At 68.6% G+C, this 11775-nt stretch carries 13 protein-coding genes; 6 read left to right on the plus strand and 7 right to left on the minus strand.

The genetic code is table 11. The features are described from left to right. Positions 1 to 1151 (plus strand): pyridoxal phosphate-dependent aminotransferase (locus tag FFS49_RS41050; RefSeq protein ID WP_137951073.1); only part of this gene is annotated, 1151 nt, incomplete at its 5' end. 100 nt (positions 1152 to 1251) lie between these two features. Here FFS49_RS41050 and FFS49_RS41055 read toward each other — a convergent pair. Further along, entirely contained in the window at positions 1252 to 2364 is a 1113-nt protein-coding gene (locus FFS49_RS41055) for a lytic transglycosylase domain-containing protein (RefSeq protein ID WP_039371029.1), read from the minus strand. Between the two features lie 596 nt (positions 2365 to 2960). On the opposite strand from FFS49_RS41055, the gene FFS49_RS41060 reads away from it, so the two are divergent. Continuing rightward, entirely contained in the window at positions 2961 to 4517 is a 1557-nt protein-coding gene (locus FFS49_RS41060; protein ID WP_105817572.1) for a UbiD family decarboxylase, read from the plus strand. Between the two features lie 58 nt (positions 4518 to 4575). Continuing rightward, a complete protein-coding gene (locus tag FFS49_RS41065; protein WP_105817573.1) occupies positions 4576 to 5244 on the plus strand; it encodes a LysE family transporter in 669 nt (222 codons plus the stop codon). Between the two features lie 123 nt (positions 5245 to 5367). Here FFS49_RS41065 and FFS49_RS41070 read toward each other — a convergent pair whose 3' ends face one another. Then, entirely contained in the window at positions 5368 to 5670 is a 303-nt protein-coding gene (locus FFS49_RS41070; RefSeq protein WP_039371021.1) for a hypothetical protein, read from the minus strand. 515 nt (positions 5671 to 6185) lie between these two features. Between FFS49_RS41070 and FFS49_RS41080 the strand changes: the two genes are divergently transcribed. Together FFS49_RS41080 and FFS49_RS41085 are read left to right on the plus strand one after the other, a co-directional pair. Beyond that, positions 6186 to 7115, plus strand: a complete 930-nt coding sequence (locus tag FFS49_RS41080) for a DUF2520 domain-containing protein (RefSeq protein WP_105817584.1) — start codon at positions 6186 to 6188, stop codon at positions 7113 to 7115. A 71-nt stretch (positions 7116 to 7186) separates the two neighbouring features. After that, positions 7187 to 7750: a YggT family protein gene (locus FFS49_RS41085; RefSeq protein ID WP_039371016.1), complete on the plus strand. Its 564-nt coding sequence runs from the start codon at positions 7187 to 7189 to the stop codon at positions 7748 to 7750. Between the two features lie 15 nt (positions 7751 to 7765). On the opposite strand, the gene FFS49_RS41090 is transcribed toward FFS49_RS41085, so the two are convergent. The 5 genes from FFS49_RS41090 to FFS49_RS41110 form a co-directional block, all read right to left on the minus strand. Beyond that, positions 7766 to 8116 (minus strand): DUF190 domain-containing protein, encoded by a 351-nt coding sequence (locus FFS49_RS41090; protein ID WP_046546300.1) that lies wholly within the window; start codon positions 8114 to 8116, stop codon positions 7766 to 7768. A gap of 23 nt (positions 8117 to 8139) precedes the next feature. Beyond that, on the minus strand, positions 8140 to 8526 hold the full coding sequence (gene crcB / locus FFS49_RS41095; protein ID WP_071334077.1) for a fluoride efflux transporter CrcB: 387 nt from the start codon (positions 8524 to 8526) through the stop codon (positions 8140 to 8142). A gap of 201 nt (positions 8527 to 8727) precedes the next feature. Beyond that, positions 8728 to 9597: a Sir2 family NAD-dependent protein deacetylase gene (locus FFS49_RS41100; RefSeq protein ID WP_105817575.1), complete on the minus strand. Its 870-nt coding sequence runs from the start codon at positions 9595 to 9597 to the stop codon at positions 8728 to 8730. Between the two features lie 183 nt (positions 9598 to 9780). Beyond that, a complete protein-coding gene (locus FFS49_RS41105; protein WP_105817576.1) occupies positions 9781 to 10161 on the minus strand; it encodes a DUF4406 domain-containing protein in 381 nt (126 codons plus the stop codon). Then, a complete protein-coding gene (locus tag FFS49_RS41110; protein WP_105817577.1) occupies positions 10158 to 10757 on the minus strand; it encodes an NUDIX domain-containing protein in 600 nt (199 codons plus the stop codon). Before FFS49_RS41110 ends, FFS49_RS41105 begins: the two co-directional genes overlap by 4 nt. An 81-nt stretch (positions 10758 to 10838) precedes the next feature. On the opposite strand from FFS49_RS41110, the gene FFS49_RS41115 reads away from it, so the two are divergent. Beyond that, entirely contained in the window at positions 10839 to 11594 is a 756-nt protein-coding gene (locus FFS49_RS41115; protein ID WP_105817578.1) for a DeoR/GlpR family DNA-binding transcription regulator, read from the plus strand. Positions 11595 to 11775 lie beyond the last annotated feature (181 nt).

Below are 11775 nucleotides of genomic sequence, written 5' to 3' on the forward strand. Positions count from 1 at the left end.
GACAGACCCAGCCCTTCTACGTGATGGAACTGATGAAGGAGGCACAGCGTCTCGAGTCCTCAGGGCGCGATGTTATCCACATGGGCATCGGCGAGCCGGATTTCACTGCGCCGGAGCCGGTCGTCGAAGCGGCCGCGGCCGCGCTGCGCCGTGGCGTCACCCAATATACGAGCGCGCTCGGCATCGCACCGCTGCGCGAGGCGATCGCCGCGCACTACGCACGCGCCTACGGCCTCACGATCAGCCCGGAACGGATCGTCGTGACGGCCGGTGCGTCGGCCGCGCTGCTGCTCGCGTGCCTCGCGCTCGTCGGGCGTGACGACGAGGTGCTGATGCCCGACCCGTCGTATCCGTGCAACCGGCACTTCGTCGCGGCGGCCGAAGGCCGCGCGGTGCTCGTGCCGAGCGGCCCGGATGCGCGCTTCCAGCTCACCGAGGATGACGTCCGTTCGCGCTGGGGCGACCGCACGCGCGGCGTGCTGCTCGCGTCGCCGTCGAACCCGACCGGCACATCGCTCGAGCCGGACGAGCTGAAACGGATCGTCGAAGCCGTGCGCGCACGCGGCGGCTTCACGATCGTCGACGAGATCTACCAGGGGCTCAGCTACGACGCGGCGCCCGTGTCGGCGCTGTCGTTCGGCGACGACGTCGTCACCGTGAACAGCTTCTCCAAGTATTTCAGCATGACGGGCTGGCGGCTCGGCTGGCTGGTCGTGCCGCCCGCGCTGGTCGGCACGTTCGAGAAGCTGGCGCAGAACCTGTTCATCTGCCCGTCGGCGCTCGCGCAACACGCGGCGCTCGCGTGCTTCGAGCCGGCCGCGCTCGATATCTACGAAGCACGCCGGCTCGAATTCAAGCGCCGTCGCGATTTCATCGCACCGGCGCTCGAACGGCTCGGCTTCACGGTGCCCGTGATGCCGGACGGCGCGTTCTACGTGTATGCGCACTGCGGCGGCGTCGCCCACCCTGCGGCCGGCGACAGCGCCGCGCTCACGACGGCAATGCTGCACGACGCGGGCGTCGTGCTGGTGCCCGGCATGGACTTCGGTGTCCATGCGCCGCGTGACTATATCCGCCTGTCCTATGCGACCGCCTACTCGCGGCTCGAGGAAGCGGTCGACCGGCTCGCGACGCTGTTCGGACAACACTGACACGCGGCCTGCGCGGCGGCCACTCCGCCCACCGCAAAAGCAAAAAGGCACCCGATCCGGGTGCCTTTTTCATGTCCTGCCGGCTGGAGCCGTGGGCAAGTTACGCGCCAAGCTCCGAACGATCGCCGTGCGACTGCTTCGCGGTATCGACGCTGGCGTCGTCCTGCGACGGGGCTTCCTTCGATGCCGTCGACTTCGCCGACGTTTCGAGCGTCGCATGCACGCGCTTAGCGCCGCCTGCGGCTGCCGTCACGGCGGCGGCCGTGACGATCGGCTTCGCCGGCGCCTGCGGCGCGTTGACCGGCACGCTACGACCACGCGCGACGTCACGCAGGCGACCGCGCTCGGCCATCACCTTCGAACCGTAGCCGTTGTCGTCGGGGTTCGTCGAGCCGTTGTACAGGCGCAGGCCGTTCGCGAGCGAGCCGCCGCGTGCGATGCAGTCCTTCAGCACGAGTGCGCCGACCTGGAGGTTCGCGAGCGGCTGCAGGGCGGTATCGGTGCCGCCGAAATACTCGAACTTGTCGGAATGGACCTTCGACATGACCTGCATCAGGCCCTTCGCACCGACGCCGCTTTCGGCATACGGGTTGAAGCCCGACTCGATCGCCATCACGGACAGCAGCAGCAGCGGATCGAGGCCGACGTCACGGCCGGTCTGGAACGCAGCCTTGACGAGCTGGCCGAGCGGCTCCTGTGCGACGCGGTAACGGCGCGACAGGTAGGTCGCGACGAGCGCCTGTTCGCGATTCGATGCGAGCGCACGGTCGTCACGCGCATCGGCCGCCACGCGCTGGGTCGGGATCAGCTTCGCCAGCGCGACGGGCGACGGGCCGTTGCGGGCCGGATCGGACGCATCGCCCTGCGCGGCGGCGGCTTCCGGTGCGACGTCGAGGCCGACCGCAAGCGCGTCCGTTTCGGGACTGTTGTCTTCCTGCTGCGGCTGCGCGCCGGCGGGCGCGAAGTTCGGCAGCGGATGGCCGGTCAGCAGACGGGCCGGGCCGGCTTGCACGGCCGCGGATACGACCGGCATCAGCTTCGCGGCGAGCGTGCCGCGGACGGTTGGCAGCAGCCACAGTGCAAGCGCAACTGCGACAGCGAGACAGCCGACAACGCTGAATAGATGGTGACTGACACGCGTCCCGCGACGCAGCATGCTGCGCACGAATTGCGCATGCTGCTCACTAGGACGCCACGATAACCAAGCGTTCATTCAGATCATCTCCCATGAACATGACTCGTGCGGCTCGCTCAGCTCGATGGCGAGACAGGTAACGCGCCGCGGAATCACGACGCCGCACGCTTTGGTTGGGGCGTGCAAGCATCGGGGAAACGGTATAAGTACCGTTCGAGGCCACGGTGTAAGAGGGCCGGCACCTTCGCACAATGGGCGAGGCGGGCATACGCGGTGGCACCCACGCAAAAAACCAGCGTCTGGTGGCGCTGGCTGAGACTACGACTAATGCCGTCGGATACGCCGTGCAGGATTCGGCGGACGGTGACGCGCTGCGTCAAAGATCGGTGATTGGCGGCTCGAAGCCTTTTACCCTGCAGCCAATGTGAGCGGATTCTAGCAGGGTTTTATAGATCGTCAACACTATAAAACCTTGAAATCATAACAAAAAGTAATTTGCGAGCACTCTTCAGATCGCAAGTCCCGTGCCGTAGGGGGTTTGCGCGCGGTCGACTTTTTTCTCCGTCGGGCGGGCATGCGACAGCGCGGGTAAAATCGTCGGTCGATTCGGGGTCGCAGCCGGCCGCTGCGCCCACCCATCGCTGCCCGCCTGGCGGGTGGCCCGGACCATCTTCATGAAATACAAAGACTTACGCGATTTCATCCAGCGCCTCGAGGCGCTCGGCGAGCTGCGGCGCGTCACGCAGCCCGTGTCGCCCGTGCTCGAAATGACCGAGCTGTGCGACCGCGTACTGCGCGCCGGCGGCCCTGCGCTGCTGTTCAACGCGCCGACCGGCTACGACTTCCCGGTGCTCGGCAACCTGTTCGGCACGCCGCGCCGCGTCGCGCTCGGGATGGGCGTCGATGCGGGCGACGACGCCGCGCTCGATTCGCTGCGCGATCTCGGGCGCCTGCTGTCCGCCTTGAAGGAACCCGATCCACCGAAGAGCCTGAAGGACGCCGGCAAGCTGCTGTCGCTCGCGAAGGCCGTGTGGGACATGGCGCCGAAATCGGTGTCGTCGCCGCCGTGCCAGGAGATCGTCTGGGAAGGCGCCGACGTCGATCTGAACCGGCTACCGATCCAGACCTGCTGGCCCGGCGACGCGGGGCCGCTCGTCACGTGGGGCTTGACGGTCACGCGCGGGCCGAACAAGTCGCGGCAGAACCTCGGGATCTACCGCCAGCAGCTGATCGGACGCAACAAGCTGATCATGCGCTGGCTCGCGCATCGCGGCGGCGCGCTCGACTTCCGCGAATTCGCGCTGCAGAACCCCGGCAAGCCGTATCCGGTCGCGGTCGTGCTCGGCGCCGATCCGGCCACGACGCTCGGCGCGGTGACGCCGGTGCCCGATTCGCTGTCCGAGTACCAGTTCGCAGGCCTGCTGCGCGGCAGCCGCACCGAGCTCGCGAAGTGCCTGACGCCCGGCGTCGACACGCTGCAGGTGCCCGCACGCGCGGAGATCGTGCTCGAAGGCTTCATTTATCCGCAGGAAGGCGCCCCCGCTCCGGCTCCGGCCGGCGCACCGCCGCGCCCGGCCGGCAATGCGTCCGCCAAGTACGAGCACGCGCTCGAAGGCCCGTACGGCGACCACACCGGCTATTACAACGAGCAGGAGTGGTTCCCGGTGTTCACCGTCGAGCGCATCACGATGCGCCGCGATGCGATCTACCACTCGACCTACACGGGCAAGCCGCCTGACGAGCCGGCAGTGCTCGGCGTCGCGCTCAACGAGGTGTTCGTGCCGCTGCTGCAGAAGCAGTTCACCGAGATCACCGACTTCTACCTGCCGCCCGAAGGCTGCAGCTACCGGATGGCCATCGTCCAGATGAAGAAGAGCTACGCGGGCCACGCGAAACGCGTGATGTTCGGCGTGTGGAGCTTCCTGCGGCAGTTCATGTATACGAAGTTCATCGTCGTCGTCGACGAGGACGTGAACATCCGCGACTGGAAGGAAGTGATCTGGGCGATCACGACGCGCGTCGACCCGGTGCGCGACACCGTGATGGTCGACAGCACGCCGATCGACTATCTCGATTTCGCGTCGCCGGTGGCCGGCCTCGGTTCGAAGATGGGCCTCGACGCGACCAACAAGTGGCCCGGCGAGACCAGCCGCGAATGGGGCCGCCCGATCGAGATGGATGCGGCCGTGAAGGCGCGCGTCGACCGGCTCTGGCAGGAGATCGGCCTCTGACGCCATGCGGCCGGCGCCTGCCGGCCCGTGGACTGCCATCGCGACACGAACCCCGAAGATGACCTTTCCGCCCGCCTCCATGCTGTCTGACGGCTTCTTTCTGTCGCTGTCGTTGTGTCTCGACATCGGCCTCGTCAATGTCGCGATGCTGTCGCTGACGCTGTCGCACGGCTTCCGGCCGGGCTTCTGGCTCGGTCTCGGCTCGTGCGTCGGCGATCTCGTCTATGCGGCGCTCGCACTTGGCGGGATGGCCGTGCTGCTGCAGTTCGAGCCGGTGCGCTGGATCGTATGGATCGGCGGCGGCGCCGTGCTGCTGTTCCTCACGTGGAAGATGGCGCGTGAAGCGCTCACGCCGGCCAAGACGGCCGGCGACGATGCCGAGGACACGCCGCAGCCGCGCGCCAGTGCGCGGCGCAGTTTCCTGCGCGGGATGCTGCTCGCGATGTCGTCGCCGAGCGCGATCCTGTGGTTCGCGGCGGTCGGCGGCGCGCTGATCGCGAAAGCCGGCGCGACCACGCCGGCCACCGCATCGGTGTTCCTGTCGGGCTTTTTCCTCGGCGGCCTCGCGTGGACACTCTTCATGTGCACGCTCGCAAGCCAGGGCCGCAAGCGCGCGGGCGCCGGGCTGATGCGCGCGTGTCACATCGCGTCGGCGCTGCTGTTCGCGTATTTCTCGTACAGCGTGATCGTCGGCGGGTACCGCGACCTGATCGTGCGCGCGGTGTAATCGAAACCGGCCTGCACGCACCACTCATCGAAGTCGGGCGTCAACCCAAAGAAAAACGGCGCAGCGCCCCTCGCGGGACGTTGCGCCGTTTTGCCACGCGCGGCCCAGGCCGCGCGGCACGAATCAGCGACGCCAGTAACCGTGATGGCCCCAGCCGCCACCATAGTAGCCATGGTGCCAGTACGGCCGGCCATAGTAGCCGCCGACGACCACGGCGGGCGGCGGTGCGTAGTAGGCCGGCGCCGGTGCGTAGTAGACGGGCGGAGGCGGCGGCGCGTAGTACACGGGCGGCGGCGGTGCATAGACGGGATACGCGGGCGCGACCGGGATACCGATGCCGACCCCGATCGACACGTGAGCCTGCGCAGCGCTTGCGGCACCCAGGCCCAGCGCGGCGGCGGCGATGAACGGAATGAGCTTTTTCACTTCGATTCTCCTGCTGGAGCGGTATTTTGTGCGCCCCTGTCGGCAACGGCGGGCATGCACGTCGCATGGAAGCAATGTAGCGAAAACCCGCCCCTCGCGTGTCGTGCATTTGTTGCAAATTGCAATTGCACGCGGGCGAAGCCGCCGTGCGGCATGGCTCGCAGCGCCTGCGGCGACCCTTGCCGGTCGCGCGATTCCGTCCGGCGAGTCGGGTCGCAACATCAGGGCCGGTCAGTCTTACCGGATACGCGGCGCGCAGCGGGCACGCAACCGTAATGAACGATTACAAATTCGAGACAAGATGCCGACATTTCAAGCCGGATACGGGACGATATGTTTCGGGGTCGGGTTCCGTGATCTTGAATCGACCGTGTGCCGGGCGGTGAAACACTTGCCGATATAGCGCCGCATACCGATGAGCCAGCCACGTGCCCATGCAGGAACTGCCGTTTCACGGCCCCGCGGTCATTCCTGCGATACTGGCGGCTGCTTCGTTTTCGCTTACACCCGCCGCCATGTCCGTTCCCGACACACCCCGCCTCGGCTTTATCGGCGCCGGCCGTCTCGCGCGCTGCGTCGCGCAGCGCTTTGCGCACGCCGGCTTTCCGGTCGTCGCGATCGCGAGCCGCACGCCCGCGTCGGCCGCGGCGCTCGCCGCGCGCATCGACGGCTGCCAGGCGGTCGACACCCCGCAACAGGTTGCCGACGCCGCCGACCTGATCTTCCTGACGGTACCCGACGACCATCTCGCGTCGACGGCCGCGGCGCTGCACTTCGACGCATCACGAGCTGGCCGGCAAGCCGCCGTTCACTGCAGCGGCGCGTCGGCGGTCGCCCTGCTCGATCCGGCGAAGCAGCAAGGCGCGGCCACCGGCGGCTTCCATCCTCTCTATCTGTTTGGCGGCACCGACGCCGACCTCGCCCGCATCGACGGCTGCTCGGTCACGATCGAAGCCGACGGCGCGTTGCACGCGACGCTGCTGCGACTTGCTGCCGCACTCGGCTGCCATCCGCTGTCGATTCCGGCCGGCGGCCGGATGCTCTATCACGCGGCCGCGCACTACGCGGCGAGCTTCGCGCTGTGCGCGCTGGCGGAAGCCGTCGAGCTGTGGCGCGGCCTCGGTTTCGACGAGGACGCCGCGCTGCGCGCACTGCTGCCGATGCTGGCCGGCACGATCGAGACCGCGCGCGACAAGGGGCTCGCGAACGCGCTGTCCGGCCCGGTGTCGCGCGGCGACACGGGCATCGTCGAACGCCAGTTGGCACTGCTTGAAACGCGCGGCGGCGATCACGCGACGCTCTACGCGCTGCTGACCCGCCGCGCGATCGCGCTCGCGGCGCAGCGCGCCACGCCGCCGGCGTCGCTGCCGGCGCTCGCCGACGCCGTCGAAACGTCGCTCGCGCGCACCGCCGCGCCCCCCTCCCCGCCGCAAGACGAGGCGTGATAATGTGTCGGCCGATGCGCCGCCATCCGGCGTTGGCGGCCGCACGCTACTGACTAAAAAGGATGCCAACGATGTTCGGCGAGATCGCCCGTTTTCTGCTCAATACCGTCTTCACGCTGTTCGGCGCCGCGCTGATCCTGCGCGTCTGGATGCAGGCCGTCCGCGTGCCACCGTACAACCCCGTCACGCAGGCCGTGCTGCAGGCAACCAACTGGCTCGTGCTGCCGCTGCGCCGCGTGATCGCGGGCGTGCGCGGCATCGACTGGGCCAGTGTCGTCGCCGCGCTGCTCACCGCGCTCGTCTACGTCGTGCTGATGGTCGTGATGGCCGGCTTCGATCCGGCCTCGGTGATCGCGACGCTCGTCGTGGTCGCGCTGCTCACCGTCGTGAAGTGGGCGCTCAATCTCGTGATCTGGATGACGATCCTGATGGCGCTGCTGTCGTGGCTCAACCCACGCTCGCCGGCGATGCCGATCCTCTACCAGCTCACCGCGCCGTTCCTGAACCCGCTGCGCCGCATCATCCCGAACCTCGGCGGCATCGACCTGTCGCCGATCCTGCTGTTCGTGATCGTGCAGGTACTGCTGATGATCGTCACGCGCGCCGCCGTGTCGCTGACGATGTTCGGCATCTGACGCTCGCGCCGCCCCCTACGCCGCCGGCCCCTGCGCCGGCGGTGCGCCAAGCGTGTCGATCACGCCGAAGCGCGCCGGCATCATCGCGTAGCACACACGCACCTTCTCGTGCGACAGCCTGTCGAGCAAGCGCTGCGCCTCGTCCTCGGTGACGATGAATTCGATCTCGATCGCGAGCGACCCCTGCAGTTCGAAGAAGCGGTCCTCGTGCAGCACGCGATGCTGGCCGAACCCGGCCATCGCGCGAAACGCGGAACCGCCCGCGACGCCCATCCGGTTCGCCTCCTCCAGCAGCCATTCCCACAGCGGCTTCCAGTGCAGCCGATGCTTCTCGTGCACGTAGAAGCGCAGGAAGATCTTGTCCATCGCACCCTCCGATGGCGGCACGCTCAGGCCGCCGCGAGCCACGCGCGCGCGGTCCACATGCCGAGCGCCGTCAGCGCGAACGATCCAGTCAAGTGTAGGGCAGCCACCGCAAACGCCCATCCGAATTCGCCCTGCACCGCATGCGTCATCACTTCGACCGAATAGGTCGAGAACGTCGTGAGGCCGCCGAGAAAGCCCGTGATCACGAACAGTCGCCACTCGGGCGGCAGCCCGACGCGGGTCGTGAACACAACGGCGGCGATGCCGATCACGTAGCCACCGATCAGGTTCGCGGCAAGCGTGCCGAGCGGCACGGCGGGAAAGTATGCGTTGAGCGCGAGACTCAGGAACCAGCGCAGCAGCGCGCCGAGCCCGGCGCCGACGAAGATCGCGACGATCGAATAGAACAAGGGCGCTCCCGGTCGAAGATGCGGCTGGAGTCAGCCGCCGGCCCCCGGTTGCCCGGGGCGAGTCCGCTCCCGGACGCCGGTGGCGCGTGCGCGGGCGGCACACGCTGAACTGTATGCGGATTCGCCGCGCACCTGCAACGGCGGCCGCCTGCGGGAAACCGGCCCGTTCGGGGCCTTCGGGTCGTCAGCCCGCCCTCAGGCTCACGCGCGTTGCCAGGCTGCGTCGAGCGCGCGCAGCGTTGCCAGCGCGCCGCCCTTCAGGCCGATCACGTCCGCACGGCGCGCATGCGCCTCGCGCGCGTTGATGCGGATCACGTCGGCGCCGAGCCGTTCGCTCAGCAGGCGCACGGTCGGGATCGCAGTGCCCGCGCCGATCTCGACCACGGCAACGCGCCCGGCCCGCGCGAGCCAGTCTTCCAGCGCCCGTTCCTGCGCGTCGTAGCGCGCCCCGAGCCAGCCGGTGTCGCCGAACATCAGGATGTTCGGCCGCGCGAGGCCGCCGCAGTGCGGACAGCGCGGCATGTCGCCGACGAGGCGGCAGGTGGCTTCGTTGACGTCCGGCACGAACGGCGCCGCTTCCCACGTGTCGTCCGAACACGGGCGCAGGCACTGCATCGCATGGATCGAACCGTGGATCTCGACGATCCGCGCCGGATCGAAGCCGGCTTTCTGGAACTGGCCGTCGACGTTGCTCGTCAGCACGACGCCGCCGTTCGGCATCGCGTCGATCCAGCGGCGGAGGATCGAGAATCCCGCATGCGGCTCCGTCGCGCGGTAAAGCGCGAGACGGTGCCCGTAGAAGCCCCACGCGAGCGTCGCGCGTGCCCGGAATGCGTGCGGCGAGGCGATCTCGTGGAATTCGAAACGCTCGTGGCGCAGCGCCGGATAGGCGCGCCAGAAGCCGTCCGTGCCGCGAAAGTCAGGCAGCCCGGAATCGACGCCCATGCCGGCGCCGGCCGTCACGAGCAAGGCGTCGGCACGCGCGAGCGCGGCGACGGCGGAAGCGACGAGATCGGCAGGCAGTTGCGCGGCGGCAGCAGTGGTCGCGGCAGCGGAATCGGAAAGCGGCATGATGGGACGGAGGTAGCGTCGGTCGGTGCTCGAGTGGCGTCGCGATCATACGCCGGTTCGCGCGCAGCGCGGCAGCGCGATTCAACGGCGCGCCCCGATGCTCGCCCGGCCGCGGCGGATGCAGGCAGCCGGCCGATGCTGGCGGCGGCCGGTGGCGCCACGGCCGGCCGCCTTCCCGTCTGTTCAGCGATCCGAGTCGTCCAGCGCGACCGGAATGTCGTCGGCCGCGAAGTAGACCGGCTTGCCGAGCTGCCGCGCAAGACCGACATCCATGTCCGCCCCGCGCGACGCACCGTCGATGCGCAGCACGGCATCGCAGCGGCGCAGCAACCGGTGCGCGGCCGGATACAAGAATGTCTCGCTGATCGCGTCGCCGACCTGTCGCGACCCGGCCGCAACGGCGAGCGGCAGCGACACCCATTCGCCGATCATCGGCACGTGGCCGCGGCGATACACGGCAAGCGCCGCCTCCTCCAGGCGGTGCAGGTTCGCGGCGATGCGCGCGGGGTCGCCGTCCGTGCCGCTACGATAGGGGCCGGCGACCAGCACGAGCAGCGGCGTCATGCCGTGCGCGCGCCGGCGGTTTCCCGCAGCGCGACGTACTGGAGCAACATGATCGTCTTCGCATCGACGATTTCGCCGCGCTCGATTGCGTCCAGCGCCGCCTGCAGCGGCATCTCGACGACCTCGAGATCCTCGCCCTCTTCCGCAACGCCGCCGCCGTCGCCGGTGCGCAGCGACGCATCGTATTCGCCGACGAAGAAATGCAGCTTCTCCGTCACCGAGCCCGGGCTCATGAATGCTTCGAACACCTTGCGCACGCCGCGCACGCGATAGCCCGTCTCTTCCTCGGCCTCCGCGCGGATGCGAGCTTCTGGCGTCGCGTCGTCGAGCAGGCCGGCAGCGGCCTCGAGCAGCATCCCGTCGTGCCCGCTGACGAACGCCGGCATCCGGAACTGCCGCGTCAGCAGCACGTCGCCCGTCCCGGCGTTGCGCAGCAGGATGGTCGCGCCATTGCCGCGATCGTAGGTCTCGCGGCTCAGGCGCTGCCACGTTCCGTCGCGGCGCAGGAAATCGAACGTCACCTTCTTCAGCACATACCAGTCATCGGAAAGCACCGTCGTATCGACGATGCGGACACGGTCCCGCGTTGCAGCCATCCCAGCCTCCGGTTCGACAAAAGACGGCGCCCATGGTAACGTGCATATTCGTGCAACTTCAAGAAAATTCGTGCAACCAAGATGCTGACGACTCAACGCAAGAAAGCGATCCTCGACGCACTCGCGCGTGACGGCCAGGTGCTGGCGGTCGAACTGAGCGCGCAATTCGGCGTGTCCGAAGATACCGTCCGCCGCGACTTGCGCGAGCTTGCGGCCGAAGGCCTGCTGCAGCGCGTGCATGGCGGTGCGCTGCCGGCATCGCCCGCCGTTGCGCCGTTCGCGCAGCGCGAGACGCTCGAAACGGCGGAGAAGCGGCGCATCGCGCGGCGGGCCGCGGAGATGATCGCGCCCGGACAGGTGGCGATCGTCGACGGCGGCACCACCTCGGCGCTGCTCGTCGGCCAGTTGCCGGCCGACTTGCGCGCGACGATCGTCACGCACAGCCCGAGTGTCGCGGTGGCGCTCGCCGCGCATCCGTCGATCGACGTGATCCTGATCGGCGGGCGGCTCTACAAGCATTCGATCGTGGCCGTCGGCGCGGCGGCGATGGAAGGCATCGCGCGCATCCACGCGGACCTGTACTTCATGGGCGTCACGGGCGTGCATCCGGTCGCGGGGCTCAGCACCGGCGATTTCGAGGAAGCGGCGATCAAGCGCGCGCTCGCCGAACGCGCGGCCGAGACGGTCGTGCTCGCGTCGCAGTCGAAGCTGCGCGCGGCGTCGCAGTTCGTGATCGGCGAGCTCACGCTGGCGCACACCGTGGTGGTCGAAAAGGAAACCGACGCCGCGCTGACGAAGCCGATCGAGGCGGCGGGGGTGACGGTCGTGCGCGCGTAGCGGCGGCGGGGTGCGCCCGCGCGGGGTGTGCGGGGCGCGGGATGTGTCTGATCTGTCGGACGTCCCGGACGTCCCGGAATACGCCCCCCGACTCAGCAGCGGTCTTCCATCACACCGCCCCCGAGCCCATGTCAGCGTGCTGACAGGCTCCGCTTGCTAACATGGGCGACCGCCCAACCGC

It is taken from the genome of Burkholderia sp. 4NA327C6 (assembly GCF_005502655.1).
In the GTDB taxonomy this organism is placed as follows: Bacteria; Pseudomonadota; Gammaproteobacteria; order Burkholderiales; family Burkholderiaceae; genus Burkholderia; species Burkholderia contaminans.